The sequence below is a fragment of the Burkholderia puraquae genome (assembly GCF_002099195.1).
Taxonomy (GTDB): domain Bacteria; phylum Pseudomonadota; class Gammaproteobacteria; order Burkholderiales; family Burkholderiaceae; genus Burkholderia; species Burkholderia puraquae.
Window position 1 is genome coordinate 24,851 of sequence record NZ_NBYX01000014.1, and the last position, 16,705, is coordinate 41,555.

Consider the following 16,705-nt stretch of genomic DNA (forward strand, 5'->3'; position numbering starts at 1 on the left):
GTGCGCCTACGCAATGCATAATGGCATTGCGTAGGCGCTCGCGTGTCAATCGATTATGGCGGCGGGACAGTCTGACGAGCCGAGCGGATTCTGCCGGGCTGCGTAGGCGCGGCGGTTCGGCGAGCCGCGGCCGACCGCGCTTCGTACTGTTTTATCCGGCGCGCTTGCCACCGGTTCATACCGTTTGCGACCGGACCACGCGAACCGGGACCGACTTGTACGACGGCGTGCCGCTCTCCTTGTCGATGTAGTCGAGTGGGACGAGTACGTTCGCTTCCGGGTAATACGCGCCGACGGATCCCGCGGCGATGTCGTAGGCAATCGCCGTGATCTTCTCGAGCCGCATCGGCCGGCCGCCAGGTGCGACGGTCTCGATGTCGACCAAATCGCCGTGTTCGAGCCCGCACGCTGCCAGGTCACCCTCGTTCATGAACAACACGTCGCGTCGGCCGAACACGCCGCGATAGCGGTCGTCGAGCCCGTAGATCGTGGTGTTGTACTGGTCGTGGCTGCGCAGCGTCACGAGGCGCAGGATGTCGTCGCCGTGAACGGGGGCATCTTCCTCGACGCCGCTGAATACCGAGAACATCGCCTTGCCGGTCGCGGTCGGCCATTTGCGTTCGGTCGGCGGCAGAGGCAGCCGGAATCCACCCGGAGTCCTGATCCGTTCGTTGAAGTTGTCGAAACCCGGTATGGTTCGTTCGATCAACGTGCGGATCTCGTCATAGTCGGCGATCAGATTCAGCCAGGCGACCTTGCTGTCCGGCAGCGTCGCGTGCGCAATGCCGGCGACGATCGCGGGTTCGGAGCGCAAATGTTCGGACGCCGGCGTGAGCTTGCCCGACGACGCATGGACCATCGACATCGAATCCTCGACCGTCACTGATTGCGGGCCGCCTGCCTGCACATCAAGCTCGGTGCGCCCGAGGCACGGCAGCACGAAAGTCTCTTTTGCGACCAGTAGATGGGAGCGATTGAGTTTGGTGCCGAGGTGGACGCTCAGATCGAGCTGCCCCATCGCCGGAAAGCATTGCCCGGAGTCGGGCAGGGCGACCGCGAAGTTGCCGCCGAGGCAGATCAGCGCCTTGGCCGTGCCATCGATTATCGCCTGCATGCCCTTGACGGCATCGTGGCCGTGCGCACGCGGCGGCTCGAAACCGAACACGTCCTCGATCTTCTTCAGGAATTCGGCCGAGGGCTTTTCGGTGATGCCTACCGTCCGGTTGCCCTGCACGTTCGAGTGACCGCGCAGCGGGCAGATGCCTGCGCCGGGCTTGCCGATATTGCCGCGCAACAGCAGCAGGTCGGCGATCAGGCGAACGTTCGCGGTGCCCGTGTTGTGCTGGGTGACGCCCATCCCGTAGGTGACGATCGTCGCATTCGCCTTGGCATACGCGTTCGCCACCTGTTCGAGTGCCGAGCGGGCGAGCCCGCTTTCGCGCTCGATTGCGTCCCAGCCGGTCGCGACGAGATCGGCGGCAAACGTGTCGAAACCTTCGGTATGCTCGGCGATGAACGCACGGTCCAGCACGTCGCCTTGTGCGACGTCCAGGGCCAGCAGCGCCTTCATGATGCCCTTGAGCGCGGCCGCGTCGCCGCCGGCCTTGACCTGAAAGTAGGTCGACGCAATGCGCGTCGACCCATAGGTGGCCATCTCGACGGGATTCTGAGGATCGGCGAAGCGTTCGAGCGCACGCTCGCGAAGCGGATTGAACACGATGATCGGCACGTTGCGCCGCGCGGCTTCGTGCAACGTACCCATCATGCGCGGATGGTTGGTTCCCGGGTTGTGGCCGATCGAGATGATCAGGTCGCACACGTCGAAATCTTCCAGCGACACGGTGCCCTTGCCGATGCCGATCGACTGCGGCAAGCCGACGCTCGTCGGCTCGTGGCACATGTTCGAGCAGTCGGGAAAGTTGTTCGTCCCGTATTCGCGGGCGAACAACTGGAACAGATACGCGGCCTCGTTCGATGCGCGGCCCGACGTATAGAACTCGACCTGATCGGGCGGCAGCACGCGCAGCACTTCGCCGATGCGCGCGAATGCATCGTCCCATTCGACTGCACGGAACGTGTCGGTCGCGCGATCGTAGACGAGCGGATGCGTGAGCCGGCCCATGTTCTCCAGCTCGTAGTCCGACATGCGCAGCAGCGACGACACGGTGTTCGCCGCGAAGAATTCGGGCGTCACGCGCTTGGTCGTCGCTTCCCACGTGACGGCTTTCGCGCCGTTCTCGCAGAACTGGAACGTTGACTTGTGTTCCTTGTCGGGCCACGCGCAGCCGGGGCAGTCGAACCCGTCAGGCTGATTGGTCCGGAGCAGCGTGATCGGCGCCTTGATCGATTCCATCTGCGTGCGGACTGCCTCCGCCGTTGCACGGAGGGCGCCCCAGCCACCGGCCGGGCCGTCGTATGCCCGGATACCAGGTACGTCGCGTCGTGCAGTCATATGAACTCCGTTGCTGTCCAGGCCAGCTTGAATGTCGGTCGGTTTGGCTGGTCACTGTGCCTGTTCGAATCGCGATGTGGAATCGACAAATCTGATAACCTTCCTCTCAAATTCGAAAGGCTTATATGGATCTGAATGCTGTCGAGATGTTCGTGATCGTCGTGCAGGCCGGCAGCCTGTCGGCGGCGGCCGTGCGTACGGGTATCCCGCTTCCGACGCTCAGTCGCCGGATCAGGGCCCTCGAAAGCGAACTGGCCGTGCAATTGCTCGAGCGTTCAGTGCGTGGCACGCGGCTGACGGATGCCGGCGTGCGGCTCTACGAACACGCCAGTCGCGGCATCGAAGCGCTGGCTGAGGCGCGCGAGTCGGTGGTGGGCGCGCAGCATGAATTGAAAGGGTTCCTGCGCTTGTCGTTGCCGCCGACGTTCGAAGTCTGGTGGGATCTGCTCGGCGAGTTTCAGGCGCGCTACCCGGGTATTCGCCTGTTCGTTCATACCACCGAGCGTCGTGTCGACTTGATCCTCGACGGCATCGATGTGGCATTGCGTGTCGGGGCGATCGAGCAGGAGTCGATGGTGGCGCGCAAGATCGCAATCTATCGGCATCGGCTCGTCGCGAGCCCCGCGTTGCTGGAGCGCTACGGCCGGCCGGAGACGCCCGAAGATCTGCATCGTTTGCCGTGCGCGACCTGGGGGCGTGGTGCGTATGCGCCGCCCGTCTGGCACCTCGGCGACACGAAGTTTCATCCGCGCCCGGTGCTGTCGACGAACGATTACTCGCACCTGCGCAACCGTGTGCTCGATGGACATGTCGTGAGCGAACTCCCGCCGTTTCTTGTCTCGGACGAGCTGCGTAAAGGCAGGCTCGTTTCGCTACTGGACGACTATCCGTTTCCTGCCGTCGAGCTGAACCTGCTGTTTCCGTCACACCGACATCCGTCATCGGTCGTCAGAGCTTATCTCGACTTTTGCCAGGCGTATTGGGATGCGAAGTTGAGTGATGTCGTGAAGGGGGTGGGGCCTCTGGATTCGCACGCTTGACCCGATGATCCAGGGCCGCGTTCCCGTGCCGATCCTGCAGCTTGCTTCGTGCAGATCCGATCGGGATTCGGTACGCTCCGACGAGCCGTGGCGTTGGTCCTGAACGGGATGCGCAATGCGGAATAAGATCGATTCCAGTTCTTCTGTTCCCTTCAAAAGCTATTGCGTGTCCAATAATCGGGTTTGGATCCGTGCTCGAGTGCAATGCATATCGGCCGTTACCGATCCATCTGATCAAGAAAGCAATCCATTTCCTATCCGTCTGGAAGGGCAACACACGCAACGAGCCATCGAGGTTGACGTTGGTGCTCGCGATTTCCCGGTCGTGCATCGCGTCTTCCAGTTTGCCGTCGCGCCCCGCAGAGCCGGTGCGAGCCTGGCGACGAATCGTTGGGCCGTGCGATTCGGGTTGAAACGTCGAAGTCGCCAGGTGCGATGTCGACGCGCGGGTAGCGACTCTGACTCCGTGACCGTGCAGGGTGCGACATCAAATGAATGCACGGGTGCATATCCTGGCCTATTCGAACGAAGTGCTGCTGGTGCGTTGGGTCGAACGCGGTCGCAGTGGCCCGCAAGATCAGCGATGGACGCTGGGGCGTGCGTTGCGTTCCGGGAATTGTGCGTTGTCGGGATCGAAAGTCATTTGCGGCGATGCCGTCTTTAGCCCCGGCGACCGGGCGGCTGCTCATCCGCACACAATGATTCTCGCCGCGGTGCTCGAGCGGATCATGGGCACGCTACCGGCGCGCCCACAGGTTCATGTGCTCGAGCAGTCGGATGAGTTGCTTCTGGTGCGTTGGGTCGAGCCAGGGCGCGCTCATTATGGAGAGCAGCATTGGCGACCGGGACGAGCGGCGCGTTCAGGCATCTGTGCACTGTCGGGTGTCGCGATTGCGCGCGGTGACGAGATTTTCAGGCCGATCGGCCGCCCAAAGCCGTCAAACGCGGGAGCGATGATTCTCGCAGCAGCGCTCGACCGCAACAACAGATCGTCCGTGTGAACGCCATATCCGGTGTGCCGTGCCGGCGCTCGAGCCAGTAATGCGCTGGGACCGCATGTCGTCCGCTGCACGCAGCAATTCATGTGATCGCGCGAAACGGCCGCCCCGGCGTAAGACCTCGGGCGCGCGGATTCAACCTTTATGAGGTCGGTCCATGGCGTCTCAAGCGGATCCCGACGCAAGCTCCACACCAGCTTCTTGAATTTGAGAGGACGGTTACCAGATTTGTCGCTTTCGCAGCATGAAACGAACGGGCATAGTGCTCGGGCCATCTCGTCCACGCAAGGAGGAACACGATGCTCGAGATCAGACATGCAGATCAACGTGGAAGAGCGGAGCACGGCTGGCTCAGCACGCGTCACACGTTTTCATTCGCGAGCTATTACGATCCGGAGCAAAACGGTTTTTCCGATCTGCTGGTGATCAACGACGACCGGATCATGCCGGGGCAAGGATTCGGCAAGCACCCGCACCGCGACATGGAGATCTTCACGTACGTGCTGGAGGGCTCGCTGGCGCACAAGGACACGATGGGAACCGGATCGGTGATCGTACCCGGTGACATTCAGGTGATGAGCGCTGGCACGGGCATCGCCCATAGCGAATACAACCACTCGAATAGCGAGCCCGTGCACCTCTTGCAGGTGTGGATCGCAACTGCCATGAAAGGCACGCCGCCAAGCTATCAGCAACGTCACTTCGGCGTGGAGCAGAAGCGTGGCGTGCTGCGACTGGTGTTGTCACCCGACGGTGCGAACGAATCGCTCGCGCTGCAACAGGATGCCCGCGTCTATGCAGGTCTGTTCGACGGTCACGAAAGCGCCGAGCTCGAACTCTCCGGCAATCGCTATGCCTATGTTCATGTGGCGTGCGGCAGGATTACCGTGAACGGCGTCGAACTTGGCGAAGGTGACGGTGCACGGATCCGCGGTGAACGAACACTGAGCTTCGCACGAGGTCACGATGCTGAAGTGCTTGTGTTCGATCTGCGCGGCATCGAAGTATCGCGGTTGTCGTCATAACCGGCCTATTCAGAACCCGTCGAGCACCAGGTGGGAGGCTCGACAGCTATCTCATCGAGGAAAATCATGCGCTTTACACTATTTGAAAACCGGAAGGATGAGTTGATTCTTATCGCTCGCATTCTATTGATGGTGCTGTTCGTGATATTCGGTTGGTCGAAGCTGACGGCCTTTTCCAGCACCGTCGCATATATGGCGTCGAGCGGCGTGCCCGCACCTGCGTTGTCGACGATCACGGCTGTGGTGATGGAGCTGGTTGTCGGCGTCGCGCTGGTGATCGGGTTCTATACGCGGCCCCTGGCTTTGTTGCTCGCGGTCTATACGCTAGGTACGGCGATTATCGGCCATCACTACTGGAATATGACTGGCGCCATGCAGCAAGACAACATGATTCACTTCTACAAAAACATCAGCATCATCGGAGGGCTGATGCTGCTGTGTGTGACGGGTGCCGGCAAGTATTCTCTCGACCGGCGATGATCGGTAACCCGTCTTTGAACGCGTAATCCAGTGACGATGCAGCATGAGACAGTCGAGCATCGCATCGACGATGGTCTTGTCACTGATTCATCCTTGCCAGTGCACCATCGGAAACTGGCTAATGACGCTGAAGGGTTTGCCCACCGCACGGTCATCGATCATCTAGAGCAGATCGTTTCGAACCATTGCGCCGAGAGAAACCATTCCCAAATCGTTCAGTAGGTGAACGCCAATGCGGGCAACCTGTCGCAGCCATTGGTGCAGTCTCCGTTGCCGTGCAATACACGTAGTTCCTCGCCAAGTCGCGGCACACGCAAGTACAGCACAGAGTGCCCGTGCCGGCGCGATCCCGAAGCGGCCGGTCACGATCGTCAGAAATGCGCATCCGAGCAGAGAAAAGGCCGAAAAACCTATCTTTTGATAGGGATCTGGACGCTGGCACGAGCGTATGCTCATTCTTCCGAGCACGAAGAAAACGTCGTCAACGGCCAGAGATGCTGACCTAGGTGACACATCGATACCGAACACAGGAGACGCCATGAAAATTCTCGAAGGAAAGACCGCTCTGGTCACTGGTGCTGGACACGGACTCGGCAAGGCGAGTGCACTTGCCTATGCCAAATACGGAGCTTATGTATTCGTCAATGACATTGACATGATGACTGGCGAAGAAACCGTGTCGGAGATCAAGGAGGCTGGAGGCGAAGCGGAATTTGTTCTCGCCGATGTAACATCTCCGCAGCAAATTCAGGCAATGATCGATGTCATAGTGCAAAAGAAGCGACGGTTGGATATCGCGTTTAATAACGCAGGGATTGCTCCTCTTGCAACGCCGCTTGCTGACTACAGTGATCAGGAATGGAGCCGAATTACTCGGATGGATCTCGACTCGGTTTTTTATTGTGCGCGAGCCGAGATCAAGGCGATGCTCGTGACCGGTGGGGGCGTTATCGTAAACATGGCTAGTATCCTCGGACAGGTGGCTTTTCCCGGGCTCGCACCCTACACTGCGGCGAAACATGGTGTTGTCGGCCTCACCAGGCAGATCGCCGTGGATTATGCGGCGCTTGGCATTCGTGCTTTCAGTGTTGGTCCAGCATTCATGAAGACTGGGCTGGAGGCAGGCCTTGACGAAACCTCCCGCAACTCGCTTGCGCAACTGCATCCAGCAGGACGTATGGGCGAGCCAGAGGAGGTTGGGGAAGTGGTTGCCCTCCTGAGCAGTATGGGCGCGTCCTTCGTCAACGGTGGTTATATCCCGATCGACGGTGGCTTCCTCTCGCGCTGAGATAGCCCTCAAAGCGGCGCGGAGCGTCAAACTTCATCTTGCATTCGACAGCAAGGTCTCATCGGTTCACTGCTCCGATCATTACAACGATTGACATCCACGTGAGACGCTGAAATACCGCTCTCCAACGGAGTTCTGGCGCGCCGCGGCATCGCGATCGTAGCGGCGTCTGGGTGCCCGTAGATACGCTGTCTACCCAAAGCGCGGGCATTGTGGTGAATCCGCCTAATCCCTGCGCAATCTCGAACTTTGTCCCGGCGCGGCTTAGTGTGAGCGGCATGTCGCCGTGAATGTCTGGCGCATTGTGCAGCGCAAGGACAATCGCGGGTTGGCCGCGCAGCGCGGTCGGCGCTATCGTGTCGAGTGCCGCGAGCGGATGGCCGAGCAGCTGCCCGACGACGAACCCTTCTTCGAACACCGCGCACGTGTCGATGCCGCATGTGCTGTGGGCAGCCGGATCAACCCGAAATCATTCCTGCGATGCATCGCGCCGAGACCTTGCCGAGCTTCGGCATGTCCCTCAATTCGAGCGTGATCATCGGATAACACGGACGCATCACGCGCGGCACGGATGGAAGTACGGTTGTCAGTATCTCCGAGACGAGCGCGATAGGCAGCGTGCCGATCTCGATTCAGCTCGAGAGCCGCGCCATGTGCTCGGCGGGCGCGGTCTGATGCAGCGCCGCTCGCACTTCCAGCAGGAATACGCGCCCGATGTCGCTCAGTTGCGCTCTAACAGCCGCACGCCAAGTTCTTCGTTGAGCGCCGTGGTCTGCATGTTCAGTGCGGACTGCGCGAAGAATAGGCGCTGCGCTACGCACCCGGGAGGCAGATCTGACCAATCCGCGCAGTTAATTGAATTCCATTGACGGTGGCCCAAGGGTGACCGGTGCTGGTAATCAGTCCTCTTGATAACCAGATCAGAAAAGACCATTGGCGCAATCCAGGGTAGAGAACAGATGATACGTCCCAAGCAAAACGGGCCGCGATAATCCGACGGCTCGACAAGCATTCGAGGAGACAGACACGATGAATGCGTTAGACCGGTTCAGCTGGAACTTCAGTTGCGCAACGATCGCTGAAGCATGGCTTGGGGTGTGATTCGCCTGCGGCTTGGCCGAAGCGAGATCAGCGATCGTAATGAGGAAACGACCGCGCTAGGTCTCGGTTTCACGTGAGATCGGAGTGCGCTCTGTACAAGAGGTAATCAATGATTCTGATCGCAATGGGCGTGTCGGGCGCGGGCAAATCGCAAATCGGCGAAATGCTGGCGGAACGCTTGTCGTGCAGCTATACCGACGGCGACGCGTTTCACAGCGCGGCGAACAAGGAAAAGATGCACCACGGCATTCCGTTGACCGACGACGACCGCTGGCCGTGGCTGCAGTCGATCCGCGCGGCCATCGAGGAGCGGCAGCGCGCGGGAGAGGCTGCCGTCTTCACCTGCTCGTCGCTGAAGCGGTCGTACCGCGACGTGTTGCGCGGCACCGACACCGACGTTCGATTCGTCTATCTGAAGGGTTCGTTCGATACGTTGCGCGAACGTTTGAATGCGCGCGGCGGCCACTTCTTCGATCCGTCGCTGCTGCGGAGTCAATTCGATACGCTCGAGGAGCCAGGGGCAGATGAGGCGATCGAGGTCAGCATCGAGCTGGCACCCGCTCGCATCGTCAATCTGGTCATGCAAAAGATACGAGCGTTGCCGTATCCGGAAGCGGATGCCGGCGAGGAGGGTGGCGCCGTATGTCGAGGCCAGACACACTTCCAACCGAATCGATAAGGCAATTCAAAACAATACTGTACTTAGGAGACGAAATGGAAAAGACACAATCGGTTGCCGTACAACGCTGGTGGTACTTGATGCCAGTGATCTTCATTACCTACAGTCTGGCCTATCTGGATCGCGCCAACTATGGCTTTGCAGCTGCGGTCGGGATCGACAGGGACCTTGGCATCACGCACGGCACGTCGTCGCTGATCGGCTCGTTGTTTTTTCTCGGCTACTGCCTGTTCCAGGTGCCCGGCGCGATCTATGCGCAACGCAACAGCGTGAAGAAATTGATCTTCGTCAGTCTGATCTTGTGGGGTTTGTGCGCTGCGGCGACCGGGTTGGTCAGTAACATTCCGATGTTGATGGTGCTGCGCTTCGTTCTTGGCATGGTGGAAGCCGCGGTAATGCCGTCGATGCTGATTTACATCAGCCGCTGGTTCACGCGTAGCGAGCGCTCGCGCGCGAATACGTTCCTGATTCTCGGCAACCCGGTGACCGTGTTGTGGATGTCGATCGTCTCGGGATATTTGGTACGCAGCTTCGGCTGGCGGGAAATGTTCGTCATCGAAGGACTCCCAGCACTTGCGTGGGCAATTGTCTGGTGGTTGACAGTCAAGGATCGACCTGTCGACGCAACGTGGATGACCGATGCAGAAAAAGCTGAACTCGACGCGCGCCTGAGGGCTGAGCAAGCCCACATCGCGCCGGTTCGCGACTACAAGGCTGCATTCCGTTCGTCGGTCGTGCTGAAGTGCAGTGCGGTCCACGCCCTCTGGAGCATCGGCGTATATGGATTCATCATGTGGTTGCCGTCGATTCTCAAGACCGCGTCGAATATTGATATTGTTTCGATCGGTTGGCTTGCGGCCATTCCGTATGTTGCCGCGATTATCCTGATGCTTCTTGCATCGTGGCTTTCAGACAAGACGCGAAACCGCAAGCTGTTCGTCTGGCCACTACTGCTCGTCGGAACCATAGCTCTAATGGCTTCGTACATGGTTGGAGGGGCACATTTCTGGATCTCGTTCATGCTTCTTATAGTTGCTGGCGCAACTATGTACGCGCCGTATGGCCCCTTCTTTGCGCTCGTGTCGGAACTCATCCCGAGTAACGTGCTCGGCGGCGCGATCGGCATCATCAATTCGAGTGGCGCGCTAGGCGCGTTTGTCGGTTCGTGGGTCGTTGGATATCTAAATGGTGCGACCGGAAGCCCGTCCAGCTCGTACGTCTTCATGGCAGCCGCGCTACTGCTTTCCGTGATACTGATGATCACGGTTCCAGTTCGTTCGGGGCAGTTCGGAACGCGCCAGCGCCCCCGTCTTGACGACGTCCAGTACGACAGTTAGAGGTCGGTTCAAACACCCCGTGAGGGGCTGTTTACTTCCTCGGCGAGCTGTTAGCCTTGGGCACCAGAACAACGGAAGCTCAAGGATGGAAGCGCCGATCATTGACGACGAACCGTGGATACCCATTGCTGCCGCCCGCGAAGCCTCGTGCGAAAAGTGATCCTGGTCGTCCGTGCGTTTCCGATCGTGCGGCGCTCAACGGCATCCTGTTCGTGTTCAAGACGGGAATCCGCTGGAACCACTTGCCGACTCGGCTGGGCTTCGGTTCTGGCGCAACCTGCTGGCGGCGATTGAACGACTGGCAAAAGACCGGTGTATGGGACCGACTGCACGAGCTGCTGCTCGACAAGTTGCGTGCGGCCGGCCGGATCGATCTGTCATACGCTGCGGTTGATTCATCGTCCGTGCGTGCCATTGGGGCCACGGATCGTGCGCGACCCGGTTCCAGGCACCACATCCTCGTAGACGCCAACGGCGTTCCTGTCGTGGCGATCCTGACCGGCGCGAACGCCAACGACGTCACGTAGTGGCTGCCGCTCGTTAATGCAATTCCGCCGATTCGCGGTGTCCGTGGCCGACCACTTCGGAAGCCCGGCGTCGTCTACACCGATCGCGGCTACGATGCCACACGACGCCGACGTGCACTGCGTGAGCGTGGCATCAGGCCCGTGATCGAGAAACGCCGGACCGTACACGGCAGCGGGTTCGGCAAGTACGTTGGGTGGTGGAACGTACGCACTCCTGGCTCCACAAGTTCCGTCGTCTACGCGCGCGCTTCGAGCGACGCGCCGACATTCACGAAGCATTCTTGAAACTTGACTGCCCGCTCGTCTGCTGGAACATCTTCAGGCAAGCTGAGCAAGGTTATAGAACTGGCCTCTTGGCGACGTCGATTTCGGCGCAGACCGTCGCCGCATGGTCTCGACACGTGGCCCCGGCTTCTGTGACTGCAGCTCCTCGGGTGGATCGTGCAAGCAACTGGACGCCAAGTTCCGATTCAAGCCGCGCGAGCCGGCGACTGACGATCGACTTGGACACGCCAAGCCGGAGCGCAGCCGGTGAAACGCCCCCAGCATCTGCCACTTCCACAAATGTCTGCAACTCTTCGATGTCCAATTCGGTGTTCCCCAATTCGCGACACAGCTCGCCCCAGAGTGGTACTACCGTGTTGAGCACGGGACCAACAAAATGTTGCTTCCCGGCGACGTCGTCGCTGGCGTGTGTTTCCCGGAAATCGAATCTCGCTCACATCGGCAACAAAGGAGGCACTCGTGACTTTTCGTAACGGTCTCGCTTCGCTTCTTCGTCCAGAAGACTCGGTACTCGTTCTGATTGATCATCAACCGTACCAACTCGCGAACGTGAACAGCCACGAACCGCAGATGGTGATCAACAATACGGCGGCTCTCGCGAAGACCGCCAAGGCCTTCGGGGTCCCTACCATTCTGACGACGGTGGTCGCTGGACGGGGAGGGAACCTCTTCCCCCAGATCGCCGACGTGTTCCCCGACCAAGAGATCATCGACCGTACTTTCATTAACACCAGGCAGGACCGGAAGGTTGTGGATGCGGTAGAAGCGACGGGCCGCAAGCAGTTGATTATCGCTGGCTTGTGGACCGAGGTATGTGTCGCGATGCCAACAATCCAGGCTCTCGGCGAAGGTTGGGACGTTACGGTCGTCACCGATGCGTCAGGCGGTGTTTCGGTCGAGGCCCATGAGGTCGCAATCCAGCGCATGATCGCGGCTGGCGCGAACATGATGACTTGGCTGGCGGTCGCATCTGAATGGCAGCGCGATTGGGCTCGGAGCGATCAAGCTGCGGCGCTGACAGAAGTGATTACGCAGCATGCCGGCGGTAGCGGCATCGCCTTTCTGTGGGAGCAGCAGTTGCTCAACACGCCTGTGCCAAACAACGCAGCATGATCTGAGTGGGGATGAAGAGGTTTTTGAGCGACGCGCCGCGAGACGGCTGATTGCTTGTCGAGTCTCGTCATCCCTCTCTAAAGAGAAGGCCATCATGCAGGGCTGCAGGCCGCCGGCCTCGTATTCGCCCCGTTTTCCACGGAGTTCAGAAGTGGAAACTTAGCGGCCATGGCCAAAACGTTGGGCCACATCTGCCACCGAACGACCACGTTCGGTGACTTGCTTGACTGCTTCTATCTTGAACTCATCCGTGTAGCGCTTGCTGCTCATATGGATCTCCTCGCTTGCCAAAAATTATGGCTCGAAGATGTCCGGCCGGCCGGTACAGCGTCGGAACCCATGCCGGCCGCGATCGATCGCCAACGCAGATGCCATCGTCGAGACAATCTTCTATGATGGAGCGTCGCACCGAGAATGGCGGCCTGCGAAACACTGTGCAGGGACTGCCACCGAATGGAATACGGCTGTCCGAACAGGCGAACCGATATGAATACTGGAACACATTCCCACCGAGCAGAACACTGCGCCCGCATCCGGACCGCGCTTCTCAATTTGCACCGGACACTGGTCGAGCTTGAGCGTAGAGAGTACGAGAAGGTCTATGGGCACCAATCCGCCGGCGATTTTTTGCAGGTGATGGCCTTCGACGATTCGATGAAGTGGCTGGAGCCTCTCAGCCGACTCATCGTCATGCTGGACGAAGCGCTGGATCAAGAGGGCGAACTGGAGCTGACGCCGACGGTGGTCGTGGCAAGAGCGCGGGAATTGCTCAAGCTGGACCGGGCGTCCGCGGACGCATTTGCAACGCGCTATCTGCATCACTTTGACAACTCGGCCTATCTTGCGGTCGACCACACTGCGTTGTTGAGGCTCATCGGCAGCGTTGCGTAGGGCATGCTCGAAACGAGCGGCTGACGTGCTCGGCGCAGTCTCTACGCGTCACCCCGCCTAGGACGCGCAATGGCGGCGCAGTACGCAGGACGCTCGTCACGCCCATCAACGGTGGATCGCGTCCTGCGCGACGCCGCTTCTCCGTTGACGGCACGACCGCGCCCAGGGTTCACGTCAAAGAAGCCGGTACGCTTTCGGCGTTGGCGGATTCGAGCAACGCATCCAAGATCCGTTGGGTCGTCATCGGCACGTCGGGCCAGAACCGATCGCGCTTACCGGAAAGAAGCAGATCGGCGAAGGTCCGATACAGGCCGGACTCTTGCGCGGTGGGGGGCTATATTCGGGAGGCGAAATCGTCCTCTCGTGCCGCTCCAGATCTCCCTCGAACGCGACTGGTGTCACGCCCAAGTCGCCTCGACGTGTTCGAGGCCGGGCTTTACCGAGTCAACGGTGATCGCGTTGCGCCTGAAGGGCTTGCGTGACCTGCAGCATACGGCTCGAGCGCTTGTGCTCGACGAAGGCATCCTGGCTCCGCGCCGTATAAGATAGAGGGCGATCGCTTTCACGCATGGCGAATAGACGGCGAGCGGCGCGCTCGCATGCCGGGTAGAAGGGCCGGCTCACCGGGCGTGTCGCCGCTTCGAATTCGCATGAACAGGAGGCCATCGAGGGCAATCCCGATCAGTACGAGCCGCTGATCGGGATTGCACGCAAATGTCTGGTCTATTGCACGCTCGAGGCTTTGCCATTGATCGTCAGGATCGAAGGTAGGCCCGCCGCGTCGTGACCTCACGGGAGAGACGATATGGTTCTTCGGCAGATCATCGGCAGTTGGCGTGATGTGTCCTTCGAGGTTGCAGCATGGGATGGCGTTGGTGCACAGGTCGATCTTTCCTGTGGTTGCATGTTCGCGCGCGAGGCGGCAGGTGAGGGGCCGACGGGCGGACTACGCCATCTCGACCTCGCGCTTTCGGGTGCACTCACCGGGTTGCGGCGCGAAGGTCACTTTTTGGCAGCGCCGATGGAAACATTGTTGATCAGCCGCCCGCCCGCGGGCATCGAAGCGGGTAGCCTGCTGCTGGTCGGGCTCGGTGACCCCGCAAGCTGGACCATTGAAGTAACCGCGGATGCTGCCGCCACCGCTGCCCGAACGGCGATGCAGCAGGGTGCGCGGAGTGTAGCCTTCGCGCCGAGCATACTCGACGGCGGGTTGACTACTGCGGCGACCGAAGGTATGCCGCAGGCCATGGTGACGGCCGTGCTGGCCACGATAAACACACAGTACCGGATCGCGGAACTGGGGCTCGCTGTGCTACCGTCACTGCGCCATTGGGTCTTCGATGTCGGCGCGTCACGCTTCGACGGAGCCGTAGAACATTTCGGAAACGCGCTTGCGGCCGTACTGTCCCAAGGCACGAAGTAACGGCAGGTCGATTCGGTTTGCGTGAAGTGTGGCGTCATCAGCCGGCTCGTCGCACCGTCGATGTACACCAGCAAATTATGCGTTACCTGCTTGAGCGGTTGGCGAACGGTGACGGGAAGCCGAGCTGCGCGATTCCGACTGACGCCGAGCTGGTCAATGAGTTCGGTGTGGCGTGCATGATCGTGTCGCGCGCGCTGCGCGAATTGACAGCCGAGCGCATGCTGATCTGCATCCCGGGCGCGGGCACCGTCGTCGAGCGCCGCCATTACGAATCGACGGTGCCCGAGATCTGCGACACCTCGGACGAGATCGCCGAGCGCGGCCATCGGCACAGAGCGCTCGTGCTGCTGATCGCAAGCAGCGACGATCCAGAAGCGATCGACGTGCTCGGGCTTCGTTCGGGAGCCGCGCTTCATTCGCGGATCGTGCATTACGAGGAGCGTGAACCGATCCAGTTCGAGGATCGCTACGTCAATCCGGCGCTGTTTCCCGCGTATCTGGAGCAGGATTTCACCGTCGAGACGCCGAATCAGTAAATGATGCGCCTTGCGCCGATCCTGCACGCGGAATTTCTCATCTACGCGCAGAAATCCGATGCGCAGGTACGTCGCCATTTTGTGATGGAAATCGGCGAGCCGCGCCTGTTGCTGAGACACCGCACATGGGTCGGCGAGGAAGTCGCGACGTCAGTGCAGCTGTGGCATCCGGCGTCGCGGTTTCATCGAGCTTCGAAGGGAAGGCGCCGCATGATTTCGAGCGCAATTTCCGAGGACGAATATTCCAACGTAATATAATCGTCCAAACGAACTGCTCGACCGGACGGGGGCTGAGTTCGAAGAAGCGAGAGAGACCAAAACCATGAGCCACAAGGCAAAAAAATCGGGTGCCGGGGTGGGCGTGCTTGTCGTGGCCCTGTTGATTGCTATTGTTGCGGCCCCGAAGGGGAACTGGACGATCGCCTTTGTATTCACCCTTATGTGTGTAATCGTTTCCACCCTGACGAAAAAGAAGCCGCCGCCGACAATAACGAAATCCATGAGCCCAAGCTCGACGGAGCCGCAGTCTACAACACCAGCGGAGGCCATGCCGAAATCTGCACCGGGAACCCCTTCGGAGCCGGATGAGGAATTTTTGACAGTAACACTGTCGTCCGATTCAACCAAATCGTCCTATCGGATCGCGCCCCCGAACTTCGAGACGTCGCCGAAAGTCCGCTGGGTCAATCAAGGTGAGGCGGTGGACATCGCTGGGACGACTATTACCGGCGACATGTTCTTTTTCGGTACACCACGACGGGGTGAGGCGTACCAGGGCCTCGATGCGTGCGCCGTTGTTTGTAACTCGAACGTGGCAGCGAAAGGGAGCGAAAGCTCGGTTGGCCCCGAAGACTACTGGCTGAGCTACAACTCGTTCTCTGCAGCACATCGCCGAACATATATTCAGTGGCTGGCACCAGCGCTTCCACACATAGTCCGCATTATCTGACCAGCCAGGCTCCCCGATAAGTTGATAAATTCGGCCCGAGCGAGTCTCACCACGTAAGCCGAGATGGTCGAACGTAACGACTTCGGAGCTGACGCGTCCGGTGAGATCTCGGTTGTCTGCACCGACAAAATGTCGAGTCCCGCTCGATGTTTCCATGATTCTCCAGCGCGATAACGTTACCCCAGGTTCCTCACTCACTGGGGCGATTCTCCAAATAGTCATGAGCATCTCCTGTTCACCAATGAGGGCCTGGCGGGAAAATGTCGAATCTCACCTTGGCGGCCCGTCGATACTGCGCTGTCATTCATGGTATTCGAGTTTGCATCGCGTTAAAGCGAAAAACTAGACTATTTTATCGGTGATTTTCACGGACGGGATATGCTTTATATTTGCGCGAGTGGTCAACTAATGGTTTTTGGGGGATAATATGGTTGCCGGTAACGCCATAACGCGAGGATCGTTTATGCTTTATATGGCGGACGACTTATGCTTAACGGCACAATGCCGAAAACCCGCGATGGCTTCAGGCGTCGCGGGTTTTTCTTTGCGTTCGCGAGTATCACGATCAGGAAACTACCGAG

The 16,705-nt window shown here is 59.6% G+C and carries 12 protein-coding genes and 5 pseudogenes; 14 read left to right on the plus strand and 3 right to left on the minus strand.

Annotation, left to right across the window (positions count from 1 at the left end):
* Positions 1–175: 175 nt before the first annotated feature.
* Positions 176–2,452, minus strand: coding sequence for an FdhF/YdeP family oxidoreductase (locus tag B7G54_RS24515; RefSeq protein ID WP_085041425.1), 2,277 nt, complete (start codon positions 2,450–2,452; stop codon positions 176–178).
* 125 nt (positions 2,453–2,577) lie between these two features.
* Here B7G54_RS24515 and B7G54_RS24520 point away from each other — a divergent pair, with 125 nt between their 5' ends.
* The 9 genes and pseudogenes from B7G54_RS24520 to B7G54_RS24560 all read left to right on the plus strand — a co-directional run.
* Positions 2,578–3,492 carry a LysR family transcriptional regulator gene (locus B7G54_RS24520; protein WP_085041426.1) on the plus strand — a complete coding sequence of 305 codons (915 nt, stop codon included), beginning with the start codon at positions 2,578–2,580 and terminating at the stop codon, positions 3,490–3,492.
* Positions 3,493–3,983: 491 nt separating this feature from the next.
* Positions 3,984–4,202: pseudogene (locus B7G54_RS39820) on the plus strand (DUF3331 domain-containing protein); the annotation flags it as partial.
* Between the two features lie 18 nt (positions 4,203–4,220).
* Entirely contained in the window at positions 4,221–4,493 is a 273-nt protein-coding gene (locus B7G54_RS39825) for a DUF3331 domain-containing protein (protein WP_244289420.1), read from the plus strand.
* 296 nt (positions 4,494–4,789) lie between these two features.
* The gene (locus B7G54_RS24530; RefSeq protein WP_085041428.1) at positions 4,790–5,515 is read left to right on the plus strand and encodes a pirin family protein; all 726 of its coding nucleotides are present in this window, start codon (positions 4,790–4,792) and stop codon (positions 5,513–5,515) included.
* A 66-nt stretch (positions 5,516–5,581) separates the two neighbouring features.
* A complete protein-coding gene (locus B7G54_RS24535) occupies positions 5,582–5,995 on the plus strand; it encodes a DoxX family protein (protein WP_085041429.1) in 414 nt (137 codons plus the stop codon).
* Between the two features lie 538 nt (positions 5,996–6,533).
* Positions 6,534–7,283, plus strand: coding sequence for an SDR family NAD(P)-dependent oxidoreductase (locus tag B7G54_RS24545; RefSeq protein WP_085041430.1), 750 nt, complete (start codon positions 6,534–6,536; stop codon positions 7,281–7,283).
* Between the two features lie 1,210 nt (positions 7,284–8,493).
* Entirely contained in the window at positions 8,494–9,063 is a 570-nt protein-coding gene (locus tag B7G54_RS24550; RefSeq protein WP_085041431.1) for a gluconokinase, read from the plus strand.
* 35 nt (positions 9,064–9,098) lie between these two features.
* Positions 9,099–10,400 (plus strand): MFS transporter, encoded by a 1,302-nt coding sequence (locus B7G54_RS24555; RefSeq protein ID WP_085041432.1) that lies wholly within the window; start codon positions 9,099–9,101, stop codon positions 10,398–10,400.
* Between the two features lie 85 nt (positions 10,401–10,485).
* Positions 10,486–11,268: pseudogene (locus B7G54_RS24560) on the plus strand (IS5 family transposase); the annotation flags it as partial.
* On the opposite strand, the pseudogene B7G54_RS24565 reads toward B7G54_RS24560, so the two are convergent.
* Positions 11,268–11,516: pseudogene (locus B7G54_RS24565) on the minus strand (LysR family transcriptional regulator); the annotation flags it as partial. The pseudogenes B7G54_RS24560 and B7G54_RS24565 overlap by 1 nt on opposite strands.
* A 155-nt stretch (positions 11,517–11,671) precedes the next feature.
* On the opposite strand from B7G54_RS24565, the gene B7G54_RS24570 reads away from it, so the two are divergent.
* Positions 11,672–12,325 carry a hydrolase gene (locus B7G54_RS24570; RefSeq protein WP_085041433.1) on the plus strand — a complete coding sequence of 218 codons (654 nt, stop codon included), beginning with the start codon at positions 11,672–11,674 and terminating at the stop codon, positions 12,323–12,325.
* 171 nt (positions 12,326–12,496) lie between these two features.
* Here B7G54_RS24570 and B7G54_RS24575 read toward each other — a convergent pair.
* Positions 12,497–12,595, minus strand: a pseudogene (locus B7G54_RS24575) (transposase); the annotation flags it as partial.
* A gap of 216 nt (positions 12,596–12,811) precedes the next feature.
* Here B7G54_RS24575 and B7G54_RS24580 point away from each other — a divergent pair.
* From B7G54_RS24580 to B7G54_RS24600, 4 genes and pseudogenes are all read left to right on the plus strand, one after another.
* Positions 12,812–13,216, plus strand: a complete 405-nt coding sequence (locus tag B7G54_RS24580) for a hypothetical protein (RefSeq protein ID WP_244289414.1) — start codon at positions 12,812–12,814, stop codon at positions 13,214–13,216.
* 805 nt (positions 13,217–14,021) lie between these two features.
* Positions 14,022–14,639, plus strand: a complete 618-nt coding sequence (locus B7G54_RS24590; protein WP_085041435.1) for a M17 family peptidase N-terminal domain-containing protein — start codon at positions 14,022–14,024, stop codon at positions 14,637–14,639.
* 77 nt (positions 14,640–14,716) lie between these two features.
* Positions 14,717–15,433 (plus strand): annotated as a pseudogene (locus tag B7G54_RS24595) (UTRA domain-containing protein).
* A gap of 64 nt (positions 15,434–15,497) precedes the next feature.
* Positions 15,498–16,124: a TerB N-terminal domain-containing protein gene (locus tag B7G54_RS24600; protein WP_085041436.1), complete on the plus strand. Its 627-nt coding sequence runs from the start codon at positions 15,498–15,500 to the stop codon at positions 16,122–16,124.
* Positions 16,125–16,705: the final 581 nt, after the last annotated feature.

Excerpts from the sequence above, each read along its gene's own strand:
- B7G54_RS24555 (WP_085041432.1), top strand. The coding sequence starts at position 9,099 with ATGGAAAAGACACAATCGGTTGCCGTACAACGCTGGTGGTACTTGATG.
- B7G54_RS24590 (WP_085041435.1), top strand. The coding sequence starts at position 14,022 with ATGGTTCTTCGGCAGATCATCGGCAGTTGGCGTGATGTGTCCTTCGAG.
- B7G54_RS24580 (WP_244289414.1), top strand. The coding sequence starts at position 12,812 with ATGAATACTGGAACACATTCCCACCGAGCAGAACACTGCGCCCGCATC.
- B7G54_RS24535 (WP_085041429.1), top strand. The coding sequence starts at position 5,582 with ATGCGCTTTACACTATTTGAAAACCGGAAGGATGAGTTGATTCTTATC.
- B7G54_RS24545 (WP_085041430.1), top strand. The coding sequence starts at position 6,534 with ATGAAAATTCTCGAAGGAAAGACCGCTCTGGTCACTGGTGCTGGACAC.
- B7G54_RS24600 (WP_085041436.1), top strand. The coding sequence starts at position 15,498 with ATGAGCCACAAGGCAAAAAAATCGGGTGCCGGGGTGGGCGTGCTTGTC.
- B7G54_RS39825 (WP_244289420.1), top strand. The coding sequence starts at position 4,221 with ATGGGCACGCTACCGGCGCGCCCACAGGTTCATGTGCTCGAGCAGTCG.
- B7G54_RS24520 (WP_085041426.1), top strand. The coding sequence starts at position 2,578 with ATGGATCTGAATGCTGTCGAGATGTTCGTGATCGTCGTGCAGGCCGGC.
- B7G54_RS24515 (WP_085041425.1), bottom strand. The coding sequence starts at position 2,452 with ATGACTGCACGACGCGACGTACCTGGTATCCGGGCATACGACGGCCCG.
- B7G54_RS24530 (WP_085041428.1), top strand. The coding sequence starts at position 4,790 with ATGCTCGAGATCAGACATGCAGATCAACGTGGAAGAGCGGAGCACGGC.
- B7G54_RS24550 (WP_085041431.1), top strand. The coding sequence starts at position 8,494 with ATGATTCTGATCGCAATGGGCGTGTCGGGCGCGGGCAAATCGCAAATC.